The sequence below is a fragment of the Massilia luteola genome (assembly GCF_034420155.1).
Taxonomy (GTDB): domain Bacteria; phylum Pseudomonadota; class Gammaproteobacteria; order Burkholderiales; family Burkholderiaceae_D; genus Telluria; species Telluria luteola.
The window spans coordinates 22124-44068 of the sequence record NZ_JAXOFN010000036.1; the positions used below are offsets into that span (position 1 = coordinate 22124).

Consider the following 21945-nt stretch of genomic DNA (forward strand, 5'->3'; position numbering starts at 1 on the left):
GCCGGCGCCTTGACAGGCCGCCGGCGCGATGCTCCGGGACCGGACAGGCCCCGGTCATCGATCACTTCTGCGCCACCTGCCCGGCACGCACGGGTGCCAGCACGAAGCGGTAACTCGCGGGCGCCAGCGGGATGCGGTACTTCACATGCGGCCGGCCGTCGAGGCTCCAGCCGGTGTCGCCGCCGACGCCGGCCTGCGCCATGTCGACCAGCACCGTGCCGTCGCCGTGCGGCGCGATCTCGGAACTCTTCCACGTGCCGCGCGGCCGCAGGTACAGGTCCTCGTACGGGAATGCGAGCGCGTTGAACGAGAACGGCGTGTCGGCGTCCACCCGGATGCCGGCGCCGTCGGCACCCTTCAACTGGAACCAGCGCACATCCGTCTTGTTGCCGCTCTCCTGCGGACGGATATAGCTGTGGTACTGGTCGGCCAGCTTGCCCGCGTACAGGCCGAGCGCGGAACCCGTCTTGCGGTCCGCGTACGATTCATACGGGCCCCGGCCATACCAGGACAGCGTATCGAGCGCGGGCAGGCTGTCGAAGCGCAGGCCCAGGCGCAGCGGATCGGGCAGGTCGTCGCGCAGCGGCGTGAAGCTGGCCTGCACCTCGACGCTGCCGTCCGCACGCATGCGGTACACGTTTTCCCAGTGCGCGGCACCGGCGCCGAAACTGAACAGCACGCGCACGCGGTCGCCATCGACGGCCACGTCGCGCACCTTGCGCTGTTCCGTGAACGTCTGCCAGACCTTGTGGCTCTTGTCCACGCCGGCGCCTTCGTCGTTGTCCGTCAGGCCGCGCCAGAAATTCGGCGCGCCGCCCTTGAGCACCGTGCGGCCGGCCACCGTATAAGTCACGAGGCCCGTGGCCGGCGCGAGGCGCAGCACGGCGTCGCCGGCGCGCAGCTCCACCGCGCCGTCCGAGCGCACGGGGGCGACGGTTGCCGGCGCCTTGCGCGCGGCCGGCGTCGACGCCAGCACGAACTGCGACCAGCCGACGACCGTGCCCTGCTCCACGCCGGGCGCCGCCGCGCGGCTGCGGGCCCGCACGGTCAGCACCCGCTCGCCGCCGGCACCGATGTCGGGCAGCGCGAGGGCCAGTTTCTGCCTGCCGCCGGCCGGCGTGGCCGCAGCGGGCAAGGCGCCGTGCGCGACGACGACGCCGTCGCGCGCCAGCTCCCAGTCGAACGCCAGCTGCGACAGGTCGCGGAAATCGTAGCGGTTCACGACCTCGATGCCGCCTGCTGCCGGATCGCCTTCGAACACGACGGGCGAATAGACTTTCTGCAGCTCGTAGTATTCCGGATCGGGCGTGCGGTCGGACCGCACGACGCCGTCGCCGACCACGCTGTTGTCGCCGTGTTCCGGATTCAGGTCGAAGCCGGACGCCCAGTACGTGCGGTCCTTGTCGTCGCGCGCGATGATGCTCTGGTCGACCCAGTCCCACACGAAGCCGCCCTGCAGCTTGCGGTGCGCGCGGATGACCTTCCAGTAGTCTTCCAGGTTGCCCAGCGAATTGCCCATCGCGTGGGCGTACTCGCACTGGATCATCGGCTGGCGGTAGGCCGGATCGAGCGCGTAGTCCTCCATCTTTTCGATGTCGTCGTACATCGGCGCGTAGATGTCGACGTAGGCGTTCGGCAGGTGTTCCTCGCCGAGGGTCCCGTGCCCCAGGTAGCTGATCAGGCGCGTCGGATCGTTCTTGCGGATCCACGCGGCGGCGTTTTCGAAGTTCGGTCCCGTGCCGGCCTCGTTCCCCAGCGACCAGAAGATGACGGACGGCGCGTTCTTGTCCCGCTCCACCATGCGCGACACGCGGTCCAGGTGGGCGATGCGCCAGTGCGGCTTGTAGCCCAGCTGGATCGACGCGCGCGCCTGCGGCGTCGCCGCCTGGTCGCCCGCCTGCATGTAGCCGTGCGACTCCAGGTCCGCCTCGTCCATGATGTACAGGCCGTATTCGTCGGCCAGGTCGTACCAGCGCGGATCGTTCGGGTAATGCGACGCGCGCACGGCATTGACGTTGGCGCGCTTCATCAATTCGATATCCTTGCGCATCGTCTCCATCGACATCACACGCCACGTGTAGGGGTCGTGCTCGTGCCGGTTGACGCCCTTGATCATCACGCGCCTGCCGTTCACGCGCACTTCGCCGTCCGCCACTTCGACGGTACGGAAGCCGATGCGGCGCGCCGTCGCCGACACCAGCCGACCCTGCGCATCCGACACCTCGACGAGGAGCGTGTACAGGTTCGGCGTCTCGGCCGACCAGGGCTTGACGGACGGGATGGCGCCGGCCAGCACGGCCTTGCCGTCCGCGCCGGACGTCCCCTGCGCATGCAGGACTTCACGCGCGCCGTCCAGCACGCGGGCGTCGACCCGCATCGTGGCCGGAACGCCCGCGATGTCGGCCACCAGCTCGAAGCGGCCGTCGCGGTAGGCCGGCTTGTCCAGCGCCGCGGTCACGCGGTAGTCGCGCAGGCGCGTCTTCGGTTCCGCGTACAGGTACACGCTGCGCTCGATGCCGTTGACGCGCCAGAAATCCTGGTCTTCCAGGTACGAACCGTCCGCCCAGCGATACAGTTCGATCGCGATCATGTTGCGGCCCGGGTGCACGTAGCGGGTCAGGTTGAATTCGGCCGGCAGCTTGGAATCTTCCGAATAGCCGACGCGCTTGCCGTTGACCCAGACGTAGTAGGCGGCGCCCGCCGCACCGACCTGGAGGAACACGTCGCGGCCGTTCCAGCCGGCCGGCACGTCGAATTCGCGGCGATACGAACCCACCTCGTTCAGCTCATGCGCGATATACGGTTCGTTCTGCGGGAACGGGTACTTGATGTTGGTGAAGATCGGCTTGCCGTAGCCCTGCGCCTGCAGCATGCCCGGCACCTGGATGTGCCCCCATTTCGCAACGTCGTACGACGTCTTGAAGAATTCCTTCGGGCGCGCTTCCGGGTTCGGCGAATACTTGAACGACCACGTGCCGTCCAGCGACAGATAGTACTGCGACGCGGCCTTGTCGCCGGCCAGCGCCTTGTCGCGCGATTCGAAATTGAAGAACGTCGCCTTCATCGGTTCGCGGTTGACGGCCACCACGTCCGGCTGCTCCCACTCGGCCGGCTGCGGCCGGGCCGCCAGCGCCGGCAGCGCCGCCGTGGCGAGGAAGACGGTCGCGATGATGTGCATTGATGCCATGAAGTTCCTGCCTTGCTTTTGTTGTCCGTGCATGATGGCCTGTCCTTCAGCGGAAGTGCAGGCCGTCGACGAATTCGTTCACCTCGAGCAGTCCCGCCTCCGGCGCGGTCAAGCGCTTGCCGCCGACGGTCACGTTCTCGATCGTGACGTTCCTGACCATGCGCGCACCGTCGCGGCCCGCGATGCGCGCCGCGCTCGGCGAGCCGCGGCCCGTGTAGTGGATGTTGCGCAGGGTGACGTTCTCGATGCCGCGGCCGGGGCTCGTGTTGTACTTGGCCGTGTACGCGATCTTGAGGTTGAACAGCTTGCCCTCCTCGATGCGGTCGACGCGGATGTCGTCGAACACGACGTCGCGCACCAGGTTGTCGTCGCCGGCCATGATGCCGAGCGCGCCCTCGTACTCCGGCTCGTCCTCGTCGTGCTCGAGGATGTCGATGTTGGAAAAGCGCAGCCGCTCCAGCACCTCGCTTTGCGGGTGGGCGGGCGTCGGCGTGTTGCCGTGGATGCCGATCATGACGGCGTGCGCGATGTCGGCCCACAGGGTCGAGTCTTTCACCTGCACGTCGCGGGTGTTGCCCCAGATGTCCCAGCGGTGGTTGTAGAACGTGACGCAATCGTCCGACGTGCGCACGAAGCTGTCCGCGATCGTCACGCGCTCGCAGGCGAAATGTCCCAGCCCGTCGGACCACTGGCCCGCGCCGATCGTGCGGATGTTCTTTTCGACGAGGTCCTGCGACGTGATGCAGCGCATCGTGCCGTGCGGCTGGTTGATGAAGATGGGGCCGTCGATCTCGACGTGACGCGAATTCCGCACCGTCATCATGTCGGCGCCGTCGAACAGGCCGTCGCTGATTACCTTCACGTCTTCCACGCCGTCGATGACGAGGGGATTCTTCATGATGGCCGCGCCGTGGATATACACCGTGGTGTGGGAGCGCACGCGGAAGTCGCCGCTGTGGATGCCCGGCCCGAAGAACACGGTCGGCTGCGTCATGTCGGGCGTCGTGCCCGTGCCGACGTCGTACGAGGACAGGTCCGCCGGCACGGCCGGCATGTCGGCGCGGATCGCGTGCGTGAACACGTGCAGGTTGTGCAGGTGGTCGTCGTCGAATTCCACGCTCAGGTTGTCCGGGCGGCGCAGGGTGAAGTAGACGATGCCGTCACGCACGAGCGGCTTGACGCCCTTCGCATCCGGCCGTATGGTCACCTTCGAGAACATGCCGTTGTTCTTCTGGACCGCCACCTCCACCGCGCCGTCGAAATTGAAGTACACCATCGAGGCATCCTGGGGCTTGTCGAGGTCCACCTTGACGTTGTATTCGTACAGGTCCTGCCATGCCCCGCCGGGCACGCGCACGCGCACCGTGTAATCGTCGTTGTGGTGGGAATAGCGGATGGGATTCGGGAACGGGTGCACCTGCAGCCGGTTCTCGCCGGCGTGGGCCGGTGCGATGCCGGACAACAGACCGGCGCAGAGAACGGCAAGCGGCACGGTGCACAGGCGTGCGAACGCACGTAACGTGGACAACAACATCGTCTCCTTTATTACCCGTGCGTGCGGACCGCGCCGCCGCCGGGCTTATCGTTTGGTTGGGAGGCATCGAAGCCTGCCCCGCCATGTTTGGTATCGATAACAGCCGCAATTACAGTTATATCACATCCGATGCGACTGTCAAGACCATGCCCGTGTTTTCATTGAAGCGCGGCCATGGTCATATCCGGATCATAACGGCGCCGGCCCGCCGCGACCCATATGTTTTTTAGCGAAACGGATATCGTTTGCACATGGCAGATGCGATCCCGCGACAGCTTGATCCGCACGGTAGTTAACGATAACAAAACAAGGGCGAACCATGCTAGCATCGGCGCGGCAGTACGGCAGCACCTTCGATCGCAGTCCAACACACGCCTGCACGGCATGGAGACGCCACATGAAGAGAATCGAACCGCACGACAGCAATGAATCAGCCAGCCAAACCCGCCCCGCCCTCACGCCCGCGGACGCGCCCGACGACGTGTCGCGCGCCGAACTGGGACGCCGCAATTTCCTCATGAGTCTCGGTGCCCTCGCCCTCGCCGGCTGCGGCGCGGGCGGCGCCGAAGGTCCCGCCGCCAGCCTGCTCTCCAGCGGGACGACAGGCGCAACGGCAACCGGGACGATGAGCGGGACCGGTGCATCGACCGGCCCGTTCGTCCATCCCGGCCTGCTGCACACCCAGGCCGACTTCGACCGCATGACGGCCAAGTACACGACCTCGCCGTGGTCCGGCAGCTGGAACATCCTGATCAACAACTCGCACGCGAGCCTGACGTACACGCCGCACCCGCAGACCATCGTGTACCGCGGCTACGACGGTACCCACGCCGAGAACTACAGCACCCTGTTCAACGACGTGGCGGCCGCCTACGCCTGTGCCGTGCGGTGGAAGATCTCGGGCGACATCAACTACGCCAACAAGGCCGTGCAGATCATGAATGCCTGGTCGTCGACGCTCACGTCGATCCAGGGTACGACGGACGCCGCCCTGGCCGCCGGCATCTACGGCTACGAATTCGCCAACGCCGGCGAAATCATGCGCACCTACACCGGGTGGGCCGCGGCCGACATCACGAGCTTCCAGAACATGATGCGGAATGTGTTCTATTCCATCAACCACGACTTCCTGATCCGCCACAACGGCACCGACATCACGCACTACTGGGCCAACTGGGACCTGTGCCAGATGGCGTCGATCCTGGCGATCGGCGTGCTGTGCGACGACCGCACCCTGTTCGACGAAGCCGTCACCTATTTCCAGGCGGGCGCCGGCAACGGGGCGGTGGCGCAGGCCGTGTACTACATCCACCCGGGCTTCCTGGGCCAATGGCAGGAATCGGGACGCGACCAGGGCCACAACACGCTCGGCATCGCGCTGATGGGCGCCATCTGCGAAATGGCGTGGAACCAGGGCGTGGACCTGTACGGCTACGACAACAACCGCTTCCTGATGGGCGCGGAGTACGTGGCGAAGGCGAACCTGATCCAGTCGGGGACGACCTATTACACGGTGCCCTACGTCAAGTACAACAACGCGGACAACGTCAACCAGGCCGTGTTCTCGACGAACAGCCAGGGCAACGTCCGGCCGTGCTGGGCGCTGGTCTACAACCATTACGTCAACCGCAAGGGCCTGGCGGCGCCGTATTCGAAGATGTTCGCGCTGCAGATCCAGCCGGAAGGCGGCGGCGGCAACTACGGCCCGAACAGCGGCGGCTACGACCAGCTGGGCTACGGCACCCTCACGTGCACGCGCGACCCGATCGGCGCCGGCGTCGCCCCCAGCGGCCTGAAGGCGCGCGCGCCGGCCGGCAAGGTGGAGCTGTCGTGGTGGGGCAGCGCCTACGGCACCAGCTACAACGTCAAGCGCGCCACGTCGACCAGCGGCCCCTGGACCACCATTGCGAGCGGCATCACGGACCTGCTGACCTACACGGACGATCCCGGCACGGGCACCTGGTATTACGTCGTCTCCGCCATGACGCCAGTCGGCGAAACGGCCGATTCCAACCGCGCCACCGCCAAGGTGGGCAAGACGCTCCACACCTACCTGGCGTGCAACGAGGGGACCGGCACGGCGGTGTCCGACGCCAGCGGCCAGGGACATGCCGGCACGCTGAACGGCAGCGCCGCGTGGGGTACCGGCAAGTCGGGCAGCGCCTTGGCCCTGAACGGCAGCACGGACTATGTGAGCCTGCCGGCCAACCTCGTGACGGACCTGACGGACTTCACGGTGGCCTGCTGGGTGTACTGGAACGCGTCGCGCACCTGGGAGCGGATCTTCGACTTCGGTTCGGGCACCGGCCGCTATATGTTCCTCACGCCGCGCTCCGGCAGCGGCGGCGCGCGCTTCGCGATCACCGTCGACGGCGGCCACGGCGAGCAGGCGGTGTCGAGTACCGCCGCGCTGCCGACGGCGCAATGGGTGCACGTGGCCGTCACGCTGTCGGGACAGACCGCAACGCTGTACGTGAACGGCGCCGTGGCGGGTTCCAACAACGCCGAGTTCCTGCCGCCGTGGCAGTTGGGCGGGACGAGCCAGAACTGGATCGGCCGCTCGCAGTATTCGGGCGACCCTTATTTCAACGGCAAGATCGACGAGTTCCGCATCTATCGCGGGGCACTCAGCGCGGCGGACATCGCGGCGCTGATCGCCTCCAGCTGACCATGTGACAAGGCCGGCCCGCGTCGCGCGACGCGGCCGGCCCGCTGCTTCAGCGCAGCGTCAAACCCGGCGGCGGCGCACCAGCGCCAGCGCCGTCAACCCGATGCCCGCCAGCAGATACGTGGCCGGTTCGGGCACCGCCGCCGCGGTCTCCGCCGTCACCGCTGGATCGGTGAGCGTGACGGCGACGCTCCCCTGCTCCTGCGCGCTCGTCGCCGGCGTCCAGGCGAAGTCCGCCAGCGCACCCGTGACCGGATCGTAATGGCCGAGCGGCGCGACCGCACCGTCGAACGCCGACACGACGAAATGCGACACATAATTCGCCAGTGGGTCGGACTCGCCGGCGAACGTCAGGTCGAACGACAGCACGCCGCCGAAATCCACGGCGTGGAACAGATCGTTCGCCGTGTCGTTGCGGAACGCGTAGCCGCCCGGCACCGGCGTCAGGCCCCAGGAATCGATGTACGCGCTGCTGTCGAAGCCGACCATGTGGTCGACGACGACCGTCGCCAGCGGCTTGTCGCTGGCGGCGCTCAGGTTCATGTCGATGTAGCCGTCGGCGGCGCCGAACGCCGACGTGTCGATCGCGACGTGGATCGTGCCGGCCGACGCGATGCCGGCGCCGCCCGCCAGCAGCGCGGCGAGGGCCGCCCGGGTGCACAGGGCGGCGACTGTCTGTTTGATTCGGATGTTCATCTCATATCCTCAGAAATGGGGTTGGAAGAGCGCCGGCGTGTAGCCGATGACTGTGCGGGCAGCATTCGTGAACGTCAGCGGCACGGTCAGCGTCGCGCCGGGATTCAGCGGTCCGCCCACGACGACGTAGGGCGCGCCGCCGTTCGTGCCGGCGGCGCCGTCGAGCGTCACGCCGGCCGTGAGCCCGTTCAGCGTGAGCCACAGCGGGCCGGCCAGCGCGGTCGCGCTGGTGTTCGTGACGGTCACGCCGCCCACGTACTTGCCCGTCGCGCGATTCAGCGTGGCGCCCTGCTGGGTCATCTTGACGCTCGCGCTCACGTCGGCCGGCGCGATGTTCACGGCGAGCGTATGCTGCGCCTCGGTGTTGCCGGCGGCGTCGACGCTCCAGTAGGCCACCGTATGGCTGCCCGTCGTGGCCAGCGCCAGCGCCGTGCCGGTCTGGCGCGCGCCGCCGTCCACCGTGTAATACGTCGCCGCGACGGTGCCGCCGACGTCGCTGGCGGACAGGGTCACCGTCACGTTCGTCGCGTACGTGCCGTTCGCCGCGGACGCGGGATCGGTGGCGGCCGTCGTGACGGGCGGCGTGGTGTCGGCGCCGTGCAGCGAACCGTGCAGGCGCACTTCCGACAGGTTGCCGAACCACGTGCCGCCGTTGTAGATGCGGATGTAGCGGTACGGGGCGGCGCTGGCGACGGGGAAGGTCTGCCATTCCGGCGTCGACGCGGCGGGGCTGGTGAGTGTCGTCCAGGTCGTGTTGTCGTTCGAGCCCTGGATCACGGTGCCCTTCGCGCGGGTGTAATACTGGTCCTGGCGCGCCGCCAGTTCCACGCCCGTCAGGTTGACCTGGTTGCCGGACTTGAAGTCGAACGTGATGAAGCTGCCGGCGCCGGAGTTGTTACTGCCGGTGCGGAAGTCCGAGATCGAGCCGAGGTTCGCGTCGAACAGGTTGTTCACGTTGCCCAGCGTCGTGGACGCGGGACGGTTGACGCTCGAGTCGATCAACGTGGCCACGGTGGACACGTTACGGATCGTGTCCGCCTCGTCGACCAGCGTCAGCCCCGTGTTGTCCGTCGTGCTCGTGCTCGTGAAGCCGTCCTCGCCGTTGGCCTGCTTGTAGCTGATCGCGAACTTGACGGCGCCCGCCGCGACGCCCTGGTTCAGCGTCGCGGTGGCCGTGAAGTTGATGTTGTCGGTCGTCGTCACCGCGGCCGCCACACCCTGGATCGCGACGGCCACGTTGCTGACCGCTTCCTTGGCCGTGAAGGTCAGCTTGACCGCGCTGCCGGGGACGATGCGCGTACGCAGCGCCTGCGCGGAGCTCATCGACACGGTCGCGATCTTGTTCGACGATGCGGCGGTGCCGTACAGGCGCAGCTCCTCCATGTTCCCGTACCAGTTATTGCCGTTGGTGATGCGGATGTAGCGGTACGGCTGCGGACTGCCGACGGTCAGCGTCTGCCAGTCCGCCGTGTTCCCGGCCGCGTTCGAGATCGTCGTCCATGACGTGTTGTCGTTCGAGCCCTGCACCACGGTGCCGTTGATGCGCGACGAGTACTGGTCCTGGCGCCCGATCACTTCGGCGCGCTGGATGGTCGCCTGGCCGCCCTCCTTGAAGTCGAACATCACCCAGCCGCCGTAACCGCTGCCGTTCACGCGGAAATCGGTACCGCTGGCCAGGTTGCTGTCGAACAGGGTGTTCACCGTCGCCAGCAGGTCGGTCGCGTTGCGGCCGCTGGAATCCTGCAGGCTCGTGATGGCCAGCAGATTGCTCAGGTAGTTCGTCTGGTCGGCGATGAACAGCGACGTGCTGTCCGTCGTGAACAGCACGGGTTCGGCATCGACGCCGGCCGCCGTCTTGTAGTTCAGCAGGAACTTGACGGCGCCTGGCTTGACGTCGCCCGGCATGACGGCCGTCGCCGTGTAGTTGACGTTGTCGGTCGTGGTCACCTGCGCGGGCTGGCCCTGGATCGTCGCCGCCACCGCGCTGATCGGCGCCGTCGCCTGGAAATTCAGCTTGACCGTATTGCCCGGGACGATGCGCTTCTTCAGCGCCTGGTCGGAGGCGAGCGACACCGACGACAGCTGGTTGACCGTCTCGTGCCGGGTGCCGAAGATCCGGAATTCGGCCATTTCGAACATGCTGCTCGACGGCTCGATCATCTGCAGCTTCAGGAAGCGGAACTGCTGGTTCTTCAGGTCGTCGCTCACGTCCAGCGTCTGCATGTCTTCCGTGACCGCCGTCATGCCCGGGGTCAGGCGCACCCAGTTCTCGTTGTCGTTCGAACCGAACACGGTGACGCCGCCGATGCGCTCGGGGAAGCTGGTCCGCACCTGCAGCTGGAACGCGCTGGCGTTCACCTTGTAGCTGGGGCCGAAGTCCATGGTGTGCGTCAGGTTCTGGGCCTGGCCGTAGAACACGAACGAATCGGAGCTCCCGTCCAGCAGGTTCGGGACGGCCGTGCCGAACGTGGACGAGACGAACATGTTCGCGAAATTCATGCTGCCGTCGGCGAGCAGCGGCGTCAGTTCCGCGAGGCCCGTCATGGCGGCCTGCAGCGCGCCCAGCTTCTGGTAGAACTGGTCGTCGGTCGCCGTCCCCACCGAATTCGTCGCATCCGCATAGGCCGCGTTGTAGACGGCCAGCGTGACGCTGGTGTACAGCGTGCCCGGCTTGTACGCGGCCGTGACGGCGGCGATCGCGGACTGGCGGTCCGCGCTGACGACGACCTGCGCGGCCTTCGACGTGATCACCGTGCCGTCGGTCGACGTGACGATGAAATTATAGGTGCCGGCCTGGGTCGGCACCCACGAGAACGCGCCGGTCGCCGTATCGAACTGGGCGCCTGGCGGCAGGTTGTCGATCTTGTAGGTGAGGACGTCGGTCGCCGTGGCGTCGGTCGCCGCGAAGCTGTAGGCGACGGCGGCCGTCGACCCGGCGTTCGTGTACAGGCTCAGCTCCGCGTCGCCGCTCGTGAACACGGGCGGCGTGATCGCGGTGCCCGGGTTGACGTTCAGGTGGTCGATGTCGACCGTCGTGCCGGCGCCCTTGATGGTGAGGGGCAGATAGTCGCCCAGGCCCTGGTACTGGTTGAAGGCGTAGCTCACGTAGCGCCATTGACCCTGCGTGTCCGGCAGCAGGATCGTGTCGCCGAACGCGTCCATCGACGCTTCGCCATTGGTCCGCACGCGGAACGCGACGCTGCGCGTGCCGTTGGCGTAACCGAAGACGGCCAGCCTGCTGCCCGCCCCCGTCGCCGCGACGCGCACGAACGATGCCGCATCGTCCTGCATGGCCGTGCCGAAGCCGTCCAGCGACGTGAAGCGGTCTTCCACCTCGCGCAGCGGGTCGACGATGGGCTTCACGAGGAATTGCGTGCCCTCGCTTTCCGCCGCGGGCGGAATGAAGAGCCAGAAATCGCCGCCGCCGTCCACGCCGTCCCAGTTGTAGGTCGTGCGGTCGGCGAACATGCGGGTGAAGTTGGGGGCGCGCTGGTTCATGTCCAGGCCGCGCGTGTATTTGTAATAGTAATACGGCTCCCACGTGTTCTGCGTGAGGCGGCCGCGGTAGCCGCCCTGCAGCGTCTTGTAGATCACGGTGGGCACGCCGTTCGGGTCCGTGTGCGCGGCCGTCGGCACCCACGGCGTGTCGTAGCCCAGCATGAAGCCGGCGAAGTATTCGGTCGCGTCCAGGATGCGGTCGTTCAGGAATTCGTACGGCCCCACGGCATCGGGCGCCGTCGACGCCGTGCCGTTGACGGGGTCGATCTTCGTGTCCTGCGACATCAGGAGGCGCGCCAGGATGCTCATGTTGGTGACGTCGCCGGCGCCGTGCGCCTGGTCGCGTCCCATCTCGACGTGCTCCACCATCGGCGTGACGGCTTCGCCCGTGAGGTCGTTCTTCGTCACGAGGCGGAACAACTGCTTGATCGAGCCGTTCTGGCCCTGGTCGACGGCCGTCTTGTTGATCGTGAACCACTCGACGCCCTCGTTCCAGCGCGCGCGGTTGCCCGTGAAGATATAGCCGGACATGGACCCGATCAGCGGATACAGGTGCTGATTCATGAAGTGGTCGGGACTGTGATTGAACGTCTCGGTGACGGGCACGATCAGGTTGGCCGTCAGGTTCGCGGTGTCCTGGTCGGTCCAGGCCAGCGCCGCGGTCTGGCAGCTCGTGTAGCGCATGATCTCGGCCGCCGCCATCATCCGGTTCATCGGAATGCCCGTGTGGATGTGGGCGTCAGTGTAATAGGCGTACTGGGTCGGGTCCATCTGCGCCCAGATGCGGATCAGGCGCATGGCGTTCGCGCGGTACGTCTCGTCGCCCGTCACGTAGTACAGGATGGCCTGGGTGTAGGCCTTGAGCGCGTCCGCGATGAACTTCGATTCCACGCCCTGGCTGTTGAAGGCGACCGTCCCCGGCTTGGTCGGGTCCGAACCGCTCTGGTTGTTCGACGAGATCGTCTTCGAGGCGGCGCCCGACAGCAGCATCCGGTTGAAATAGGTGTTCCAGGGTTCCTTCTGCGCCAGGACCTCGGCGCGCATGGTCTCCAGCACGTCCTTCGTCAGGCCGACGCCGGGGTGCTTGAAGCCGCTCGCGTCGATCGACTCGTTGATGGTCGGCTGGTAGGTCGTGACGATGGTCTGGATCGTGTCGGCTGCGAAGGCATCATGCGCGGCCGGGCCCATCGCGGCGATGGCGAGCGACACGGCGAGCGCCGCCGCCCGCAACAGGGGGGCGCGGTTACCGGTTTTATTCATTTGGGTCTCCTCTACGGTTTTGTTTTTGCGGGATCATCGGTCAGGTTTATGTTATCGATACCCCGCGCAAAGTCTAGCATGCGTACGCCGCCAGAAAATGTCTTCGCGCGAAATATTTGTGATCGATAACTGGAGGCGCGGAACCGTAGAGGTGGGTCCGGGTCACGCAGGCGGGCGTGGCGCCGTCGACAGGCGATCGGCCTGCCGGTATTTATTCTGCTGCCGGGTATGGCGCCCGGGATGCCGTGCGGCTGCTAGGGCACGACGGCCGTCGCCTCGATTTCCACGCGCGCGCGGTCCTCGATCAGCGCCCGCACCTCGACGGCCGTCATGGCCGGATAATGCGCGCCGATGATCTCGCGGTATGCCGCGCCCAGCTCGGCCGACGCGGCGAGATATTCGCGCTTGTCGACCACGTACCAGGTCATGCGCACGATGTGCTCGGGCCCCGCTTTGGCCTCGCGCAGCACGGCGACCACGTTGAGCAGCGCCTGGCGCGCCTGGGACGCGAACCCGTCGCTCTCGAACTCGCCGTGGACGTTCCAGCCGATCATCCCGCTCACGAACACGAAACGGCCGCTCGCCGCGATGCCGTTCGCGTAGCCGCGCGGGCGCGGCCAGCCCGCTGGTTGCAGGATGTCCATCACGCTCCTTCCTTCGCTTCGCGCAGCAGTTCGCGCGCGATGATCAGTTGCTGCACTTCGGTGGCGCCCTCGTAGATGCGCAGGGCGCGGATCTCGCGATAGAGCCGCTCCGCCGGATGGCCGCTGCTGACGCCCAGCCCGCCGAACATCTGCACCGCCGCGTCGATGACGTGCTGCGCCGATTCCGTCGCTGTCATCTTCGCCATCGCCGCTTCCTTCGTCACCTTGCCGCCGCGGTCGCGCTGCCACGCCGCGCGATAGGTCAGCAATGCGCTCGCATCGATGGACGTCGCCATCTGCGCCAGCTTCGCCTGCGTCAGCTGGAAGTCCGCCAGGGCCTGGCCGAACATCCGGCGCTGCTGCGCGTGCGCCAGCGCCTCGTCGAAGGCACGGCGCGCGAAGCCCAGCGCCGCCGCCGCGACGGACGTGCGGAACACGTCCAGCGTCGCCATCGCCACCTTGAAGCCCTGCCCCGCGGCGCCGACGCGCTGCGCGGCCGGCACCCGGCAACCGTCGAAACGCAGCCGTGCCAGCGGGTGCGGCGCGATCACGGCGAGGCGCTCCGCGATCGAGAACCCGGGCGTGTCCGCGTCGACGATGAAGGCGCTGATGCCGCGCGCGCCCGGCGCCTCGCCCGTGCGCGCGAAGACGACATAGAAATCCGCGATGCCGCCGTTGGAGATCCACGTCTTCTCGCCGTCGAGGACGAACGCATCGCCATCGGCCCGCGCCGCGCAGCGCATCGCCGCGACGTCCGAACCGGCGTCCGGCTCCGACAGCGCGAACGCCGCGATCGCCGCGCCGCGCGCGACGCGCGGCAGGTAGCGCTCGCGCTGCGCGTCCGTGCCGAACAGGCTGATGGCGCCCGCGCCGAGGCCCTGCATGGCGAAGGCGAAGTCCGCGAGGCCGTTGTGGCGCGCCAGCGTCTCGCGGATCAGGCAGATGGCCCGGGTGTCGATCGCCGTGCCCGCGCCCGCGATCGCATGCCGCAGCCAGCCGCCTTCGCTCAGCAGGCGCACGAGGCGCCGGCAATCGGCATCGACGTCGGTCCAGTGCAGGTCGCGCACGGCGTCGCCCGCCCATTCGTCGAGTGCCGCCTCGAGCTCGACGTGCCGGCCTTCGAAGAACGGCCACTCCAGATAACGCTTGTCCGCCATGTCAGTCCCCCTCGAAGCGCGGCGCCGACTTCGCCACGAAGGCGTGGTAGGCGCGGTGGAAGTCGTTGGTCGCCATGCAGATCGCCTGCGCCTGGGCCTCGGCGTCGATCGCCTCGTTGACCCCCATGTTCCATTCCTGCTGCAACATCTTCTTCGTCATGCCGTGGGCGAACGTGGGCCCCGCGGCCAGGCTGCGCGCCAGTTGCAGCGCCTCGGCAGGCAAGTCGTCCGGCGCGCACAGGCGGTTGAAGAAGCCCCAGCGCTCGCCCTCCTCCGCCGACATCGAACGGCCCGTGTACAGGAGTTCCGCGGCCCTCCCGTGGCCGATCAGGCGCGGCAGGATGGCGCACGCCCCCATGTCGCAGCCGGCCAGGCCGACCTTCGCGAACAGGAACGCGGTGCGGGCGCGGGTGCTGCCGAGGCGCAGGTCGGACGCCATCGCCAGGATTGCGCCGGCGCCCGCGCACACGCCATCGACGGCGGCGACGATCGGCTGCGGGCACGCCAGCATCGCCTTCACCGTGTCGCCCGTCATGCGCGTGAAGGCCAGCAGGCCGGGCATGTCCAGCCGCGTGAGCGGCCCGATGATCTCGTGCACGTCGCCGCCGGAGCAGAAATTGCCGCCCGCGCCCGCGATGACGACGGCCTTCACGTCGTCCGCGTACGCGAGCGCGCGGAACAGGTCGCGCAGCTCCGCGTATGAGTCGAACGTCAGCGGGTTCTTGCGCTCGGGGCGGTTCAGCGTGATGGTGGCCACGCCGTCCGCCGCGTCGAACAGGAAATGCTCGGCGCGGTAGCCGGCCAGCGTCGTGCGGTTGCGCGGCAGCGCATGCGGGTCGCCCTGCAGGTAACGCATGGTGTGCTCCTGGTCCTAGTCTCGGTTGTCGTTCAGATGCCGCTTCATCGTGTCCAGCAGCGCGATCATCTTCGTCTTGTCGGCGGCCGGGATGTCGCGGAACAGGTCCGCCACCCAGCCTTCGTGCACGGCCGCCATGGCGGCAAACGTCGTGCGGCCCAGCGGCGTGAGCTTGATCATGAATGCGCGGCCGTCCTGCGGATCGGCCACCCGCACGACCAGCCGTTCGCGCTCCAGCTGGTCCGCGATGCCCGTGACGTTGCCGCCCGTGACCATCAGCCGCTTCGACAGCTCGCCCATGCGCAAACCGTCCGGATGACGCTCCAGCTGGGCCATCAGGTCGAAGCGCGGCAGCGTGACGCCGAACGTGGCGCGCAGGCGGCCGCGGATCGTCGCCTCGACGCGCGTCGTGCAGGCCAGCATGCGCAGCCACAGCTTGAGCGCCTGGTGATGCTCGCCCGTCAGGCGCGCCGTCAGGTCGGGCGGGGCATCGTGCGCGGGCTTCACATGACCTCCCCGCCGGCCACCGCGATGGCCTGGCCGTTCATCGCCGCCGCGCCCGGCATGCACAGCCAGGCGACGGCGTGCGCCACGTCGTCCGGCTGCACGAGCCGGCCCTGCGGATTCACGGCCGCCAGCCCGGCGCGCGCCTGCTCCGCGGAGCGGCCGGTCGTGCGCACGATGTTGGCCACCGCATCCGCCACGATGTCCGTCTCGGTATAGCCCGGACAGACCGCATTCACGGTGACGCCGCGCTGCGCCACCTCCAGCGCCAGCGCGCGCGTGAGGCCGACGAGGCCGTGCTTGGCCGCGCAATAGGCCGCCACGTAGCGGTAGCCGGTGAGACCTGCCGTCGAGGCGACGTTGACGATGCGTCCCCAGCCCCCGTCCACCATGCCCGGCAGCGCGGCCTGGATGCAGTGGTACGCGCCGGTCAGGTTCACGTCCAGCATGCGCTGCCACAGCGCGTCGTCGGTACGGCCGAACGGCGCGGACGCGGCCTGGCCGGCATTGTTGACGAGGATGTCCACGGCACCCGCCCGCGCGAACGCTTGCGCGACGCCGGCCGCATCGGTCACGTCCAGCGTTTGCCACGCCGTCCCGCCCGCAAGGCCGGCCGCCGCGGCTTCCAGCGCGGCCGCGTCGCGCGCCATCAGGGTCACGCGCGCGCCCTGCGCCAGCAAGGCGCGCGCGATCGCGAGGCCGATACCGCGGCTGGCGCCCGTCACCACGGCGTGTTTTCCGGTCAAGGCGTCCATCAGCCCTCCAGCAGCCGCGCCGCGACCTGTTGCGGCGTCAGGCCCGCGCCGGCCGCCGCCAGCTGGCGCTCGCGTTCCAGGTTGCGTTCCAGCTGGGCCTTGCCCGCCAAATACTGCCTGGGCCAGGCGATGGCCGTGAAGCCGATCCGCGCGGCTTCCGCCAAGGTCCATGCGGGATTCGCCAGGTGCGGCCGACCCACGGCGCACAGGTCGGCGCGCCCGGCCGCGATGATGCTGTTGGCGTGGTCGGCCTCGAAGATGGACCCGACCGCGATCGTCGGAATCCCGGCCTCGTTGCGGACGCGGTCCGCGAACGGGGTCTGGTACATGCGCCCGAACACCGGTCGCTCCTGTTTGCTCACCTGGCCTGACGAGCAGTCGATCATGTCCGCGCCGGCCGCCTTGAACAGGCGCGCGATCGCCACCGCGTCGGCCGGGGTGATGCCGCCTTCGACCCAGTCGTGGGCCGAGATGCGCACGCTCATCGGCCGAGCCGCCGGCCACACGGCCCGCATCGCGCGGAACACGCGCAGCGGATAGCGGCAGCGGTTTTCCAGGCTGCCGCCGTAGTCGTCGGTGCGCCGGTTGGTCAGCGGCGAGATGAACGACGACAGCAGATAGCCGTGCGCGCAATGCAGTTCGAGCCAGTCGAACCCCGCCTCGGCGGCCGCGCGCGTGGCGCGCACGAAATCGGCTTCGATCCGCGCGAGATCCGCTTCCGTCGCGGCGCGCGCAATCTGCGAGACGCCCGGCAGGTACTGCTGCGCCGAGGCGGCGATCAGCGGCCAGTTGTCGGCGGGCAGCGGCTGGTCGATGCCGTCCCACATGGGCCGCGTCGAGCCTTTCGGTCCGGCGTGGCCGAGCTGGATGCCGATGCGCGCATCCGTTTGGCTATGCACGAAGTCGACGATGCGCCGCCACGCCGCCGTGTGTTCCGGCGCGTACATGCCGGGACAGGCCGGCGTGATGCGCGCGTCGCCCGACACGCAGGTCATCTCCGTCATCACGAGCGCGGCGCCGCCCATGGCGCGCGCGCCAAGGTGGACGAGGTGGTAATCGCCCGGCACGCCGTCGACGGCCGAATACTGCGCCATCGGCGAGACGACGATGCGGTTCTTGAGGAACACGTCGCGCACGCGCAGCGGCGTGAACATCGGCGGCACACGCACGTCCGCCGGCAGGTCCACGCCCGCGCGCGCGCAGGCCCGCGCGGCGAACCAGTCCTCGAAGTGCGCGACGTAGCCGGGGTCGCGCAGGCGCAGGTTCTCGTGCGAGATGCGCTGGCTGCGCGTGAGCATCGAGTACGCGAACTGCTCGGCGTCCAGCGCCGTGTACCGCGCCACGTTCTCGAACCATTCCATCGAATTGCGCGCGGCCGACTGGATCTTCAGCACTTCCACGGCGCGGCTGGCCTGGTAGGCGTCGAGCGCGGCCCGCGTGTCGCCGCCGTGGCCGCCGATGCAGCGCGCCAGTTCGATCGCGTCTTCCAGCGCCAGCTTGGTGCCGGAGCCGATCGAGAAGTGCGCCGTGTGCGCCGCATCGCCCATCAGCACGACGGGCACGCCGTCGCTCCAGTGCACCCACCGTTCGCAGACGATGCGCGGAAACGCGATCCAGATCGCGGCGCCGCGCAGGTGCGATGCATTCGACAGCAACGGATGCCCGTCCAGGTGTTCCGCGAACAGGCGCTCGCAGAAGGCGATGCCCGCTTCCTGCGGCATGTCGGCCAGGCCCGCCTTGCGCCACACGTCGTCGGGCGTCTCGACGATGAAGGTCGACGTAGCGCCGTCGAACTGGTAGACGTGGGCCTGGAACCAGCCGAACTCCGTCTCCTTGAACACGAACGTGAAGGCGTCGAACTTCTTTTTCGTGCCCAGCCACACGAAGCGGCAGCGCCGCGTCTCGACGGTGGGCCGGAACGTCGCCGCATAGCGCGTCCGGATGCGGCTGTTCAGCCCATCGGCGGCGATGACCAGATCGGCGCAATAGCGCGCGGCGACGGCCTGGTCGTCCTGCACGTCCGTCTCGAACACGAGCTCCACGCCGAGTTCCTCGCAGCGCTGCTGCAGGATGTTCAGGAGCCGCTTGCGGCCGATGCCGCAGAAGCCGTGGCCGCCCGACGTGATCCGCTCGCCCTTGAAGAACACGTCAATGTCGTCCCAGTGGTTGAAGGCCTGGAGGATGCTGCGCGCCGTCGGTTCGTCGGCCGCGACGAGGTTGCCCAGCGTCTGGTCCGAGAACACGACGCCCCAGCCGAACGTGTCGTACGGCCGGTTGCGCTCGACGACGACGATGCGGTGCGCCGGTTCCCGCTTCTTCATCAGCAGGGCGGCATACAGGCCGGCGGGTCCGCCGCCGATGCAGATGATGTTCATGATAGTCGTAGTTTGAAGCGCTGCAGCTTGCCCGTCTCCGTGCGCGGCAGCTTGTCGGTGAAGCGCACGGCGCGCGGGTATTTGTACGGCGCGATCTGCGCCTTGACGAAGTCCTGCAGCATGCGCGCCGTGGCGGGCGTCGGCGCGTGGCCGGGCTTGAGCACGACGTGCGCCTCGACGATCTGGCCGCGCTCCTCGTCCGCCCGGCCCACGACGCCGCACTCGGCCACCGCCGGATGGCGCAGCAGCGCCTCTTCGACCTCGGCGCCGGCGATGTTGTAGCCGGCCGAGATGATCATGTCGTCGGTGCGGGAGCGGTAATAGAAATAGCCGTCGGCGTCCATCTCGTAGCTGTCGCCCGTCAGGTTCCAGCCGTCCAGCACATAGTCGCGCTGGCGCTCGTCCGCCAGGTAGCGGCATCCCGTCGGGCCCTTGACGGCCAGCCGTCCGGTCACCCCCGGGCCCACCGGATGGCCGTCGTCGTCGAGCACGCAGGCGCGGTAGCCGGGGACCGGCTTGCCGGTCGCGCCCGGGCGGATGTCGGCACCGGCGGCGGAAATGAAGATGTGGAGGATCTCGGTCGCGCCGATCCCGTCGATCATGTCGATGCCGGTGGCCGCTTTCCAGCCCTCGCGGGTCGCCAGCGGCAGCGCCTCGCCGGCCGAGACGCATTTGCCCAGCGAGCGCAGGTCGTAGCGCGCGACGTGCGGCGTCATCTGCCGATAGAACGTCGGCGCCGTGAAGCAGACGGTCGCACGGAAGCGCTCGACGGCGGCCAGCAGGCCCTCGGGCGTGAGCCTGTCGAGCAGCACGCCGGCCGCGCCCACGCGCATGGGGAACAACAGCAGCCCGCCCAGGCCGAAGGTAAAAGCCAGCGGCGGCGTGCCGATGAAGACGTCGTCCGCGCGCGCGCCGAGCGTATGCGGCGGAAAGCAGTCGCAGATGGCCAGGATGTCGCGGTGGAAGTGCATCGTGCCCTTCGGGACGCCGGTCGTGCCGGACGTGAAGCTGATCAGGCAGACGTCGTCGGCGGCCGTCGCCACCGGTGCGAACGGCGCATCGTGCCGCGCCATGCGGGCCTCCAGCCCATCCGGATTCCCGGGGTCCGCGAAATACACGACGGGCGGATGGCCTTCGACCTGCTCGAATTCCGCCGCCAGGCTGCGCGCGCACAGCGCCGCGTTCACCTTCGCCTTGTCGAGAATGATGCCCAGTTCGCGCGCACGCAGCAGCGGCATCGTCGGCACCGCGACGAGCCCCGCCTTGAACACGGCGAGGATCGCGGCCGCCATCGCCGGACAGTTCGACCCGCGCAGCAGCACGCGGTTGCCGGGCACCAGTCCCATATCCGCCCGCAGCACGTGGGCGACGCGGTCCACCTGCGCCTGCAGCTCGGCATAGGTCCACGTCAGCGCGTCGCCCAGCACGGCGCTGCGCGCGCCGCGTCCGGCCGCGACGTGGCGGTCCAGCAGCTCCGCCACGCAATTCAGGCGCGCCGGGTACTGGAGCCCGGGCAGGTCGAACACGAGGTCCGGCCACAGGTCGACGGGCGGGAGATGGTCCCGCGCGAAGGTGTCGACGTGGGCCGATGGACTCAACTCTGCAGCGGACATGCCCGTCATGAAGCGCCCCCGGAGAAAAGAACGGTCGATGCGTACCGGGAGATACTTTAAGCCTAAAGCAATTCCGTCCGCAAGCGGAATCGGACCGTGGCGTGCGCGGCGCCGTTCAGAAGGTGTGGACGATACCCAGGCGCGCCTCGTGCTGGCTCGCCCCCTTGGCATAGGCGTTCAGCGCGACCTGGCTCTCGTTGCGCGTCCAGCTCGCGGACGAGTACAGGGTCGTGCGCTTGCTCAGCGGGTAGCTGTAGCCGATGCCGGCCTGCTGCGCGACGCCGTGCGCCAGGTCGCGCAGGTCGCTGCGGTTCCACGACGCGATCACCGTGCCCGTCGGCACCGGCACGGTCACGCCCAGCAGCGTGTTGCGGATGTCCGTCGCGCCGGCCGCGGACAGCTTCGTGTCGCCGTAGCCAGCGTGCAGCTTCATGAAGCCGACGTCGTAGACGACGCCCGCGAGCGCATTCCTGACGCGCACGGTCGATGCACCGAGGCCGGTGGCCGCGACGATGCCGCCCAGCTGCGTCGTCGCGGCGCCGAGCGGGACGCCGTCGCTGTCCTGCCAGCTGACGTGCATCACCCAGGGCCCGGCATCGTGCACCAGGCCGACGAACCTGCTGCTGTTGGTGCGGAAGCCGTTCGCGGATTCGCCGAACTTGTAGCCGCCGCGGACGTGCCAGCCGTTCACCGCGGGCGTCTCGTACGTGACGGTATTGTCGGCCCGCGAGATCGGATCGACCTGCCCGATGCCATAGCCATAGGTACGCTGGGCGTTGCCCGCTTCCTGGTTCTTGAACGGGTCGATGGCCTTCAGCGCCAGGTAGGTCGAGCTATATTGTCGGCCGAGATAGGCCGCGCCGAAGCCGCCTTCCAGCCCGACCCATGCCTGGCGGCCCCACAGGCGGCCGCCGTTGTTCAAGTTGCCGTCGTCCGGGTTGAACCCGCTTTCCAGCGTGAACGCGACGCGCAACCCGTCACCGAGTTGTTCGGTGCCGCGGAAGCCCAGGCGGCTGCCCAGGCGGTTGCCGGACGATTCGGACCACGTGCCCGATTTCGCGCTGCTGTTGTCGTACTTGATGCCGACGTCGACGACGCCGTAGACGGTGACGTTGGTTTGTGCGTGGGCGCCGGCGCAGGCCAGGGTCAGGACGGCGCAGGCGATGGTCGATGGTTTCATGGGTGTCTCCGTTGTGGT

Annotated in this window: 13 protein-coding genes; 1 reads left to right on the forward strand and 12 read right to left on the reverse strand. The window is 68.3% G+C overall.

Annotated elements, in window-relative coordinates; translation table 11 throughout:
• Positions 1–61: 61 nt before the first annotated feature.
• Together U9J41_RS25140 and U9J41_RS25145 are read right to left on the reverse strand one after the other, a co-directional pair.
• Entirely contained in the window at positions 62–3187 is a 3126-nt protein-coding gene (locus U9J41_RS25140) for a glycoside hydrolase family 2 TIM barrel-domain containing protein (protein ID WP_322404909.1), read from the reverse strand.
• Between the two features lie 46 nt (positions 3188–3233).
• The gene (locus tag U9J41_RS25145) at positions 3234–4715 is read right to left on the reverse strand and encodes a glycoside hydrolase family protein (RefSeq protein ID WP_322404910.1); all 1482 of its coding nucleotides are present in this window, start codon (positions 4713–4715) and stop codon (positions 3234–3236) included.
• A gap of 523 nt (positions 4716–5238) precedes the next feature.
• Here U9J41_RS25145 and U9J41_RS25150 point away from each other — a divergent pair.
• The gene (locus tag U9J41_RS25150; protein ID WP_322404938.1) at positions 5239–7389 is read left to right on the forward strand and encodes a LamG-like jellyroll fold domain-containing protein; all 2151 of its coding nucleotides are present in this window, start codon (positions 5239–5241) and stop codon (positions 7387–7389) included.
• Positions 7390–7449: 60 nt separating this feature from the next.
• On the opposite strand, the gene U9J41_RS25155 is transcribed toward U9J41_RS25150, so the two are convergent.
• From U9J41_RS25155 to U9J41_RS25200, 10 genes are all read right to left on the reverse strand, one after another.
• Entirely contained in the window at positions 7450–8085 is a 636-nt protein-coding gene (locus tag U9J41_RS25155) for an NF038129 family PEP-CTERM protein (RefSeq protein ID WP_322404911.1), read from the reverse strand.
• Positions 8086–8094: 9 nt separating this feature from the next.
• Positions 8095–12843, reverse strand: a complete 4749-nt coding sequence (locus U9J41_RS25160; RefSeq protein WP_322404912.1) for a discoidin domain-containing protein — start codon at positions 12841–12843, stop codon at positions 8095–8097.
• Between the two features lie 254 nt (positions 12844–13097).
• Positions 13098–13487, reverse strand: coding sequence for a RidA family protein (locus U9J41_RS25165; RefSeq protein WP_322404913.1), 390 nt, complete (start codon positions 13485–13487; stop codon positions 13098–13100).
• Positions 13487–14644 (reverse strand): acyl-CoA dehydrogenase family protein, encoded by a 1158-nt coding sequence (locus tag U9J41_RS25170; RefSeq protein WP_322404914.1) that lies wholly within the window; start codon positions 14642–14644, stop codon positions 13487–13489. The genes U9J41_RS25165 and U9J41_RS25170 overlap by 1 nt, the downstream gene beginning before the upstream one ends.
• Position 14645: 1 nt before the next feature.
• Complete coding sequence (locus tag U9J41_RS25175; RefSeq protein WP_322404915.1) at positions 14646–15500, reverse strand: enoyl-CoA hydratase family protein; 855 nt, start codon at positions 15498–15500, stop codon at positions 14646–14648.
• A 15-nt stretch (positions 15501–15515) separates the two neighbouring features.
• Positions 15516–16007 carry a MarR family winged helix-turn-helix transcriptional regulator gene (locus tag U9J41_RS25180; protein ID WP_322404916.1) on the reverse strand — a complete coding sequence of 164 codons (492 nt, stop codon included), beginning with the start codon at positions 16005–16007 and terminating at the stop codon, positions 15516–15518.
• Positions 16004–16759, reverse strand: a complete 756-nt coding sequence (locus U9J41_RS25185) for an SDR family NAD(P)-dependent oxidoreductase (RefSeq protein ID WP_322404917.1) — start codon at positions 16757–16759, stop codon at positions 16004–16006. Before U9J41_RS25185 ends, U9J41_RS25180 begins: the two co-directional genes overlap by 4 nt.
• Positions 16759–19134, reverse strand: a complete 2376-nt coding sequence (locus U9J41_RS25190; protein WP_322404918.1) for a bifunctional salicylyl-CoA 5-hydroxylase/oxidoreductase — start codon at positions 19132–19134, stop codon at positions 16759–16761. Before U9J41_RS25190 ends, U9J41_RS25185 begins: the two co-directional genes overlap by 1 nt.
• Positions 19131–20756: a benzoate-CoA ligase family protein gene (locus tag U9J41_RS25195; protein ID WP_322404919.1), complete on the reverse strand. Its 1626-nt coding sequence runs from the start codon at positions 20754–20756 to the stop codon at positions 19131–19133. Before U9J41_RS25195 ends, U9J41_RS25190 begins: the two co-directional genes overlap by 4 nt.
• Positions 20757–20862: 106 nt before the next feature.
• Positions 20863–21927: a porin gene (locus U9J41_RS25200; protein ID WP_322404920.1), complete on the reverse strand. Its 1065-nt coding sequence runs from the start codon at positions 21925–21927 to the stop codon at positions 20863–20865.
• Positions 21928–21945 lie beyond the last annotated feature (18 nt).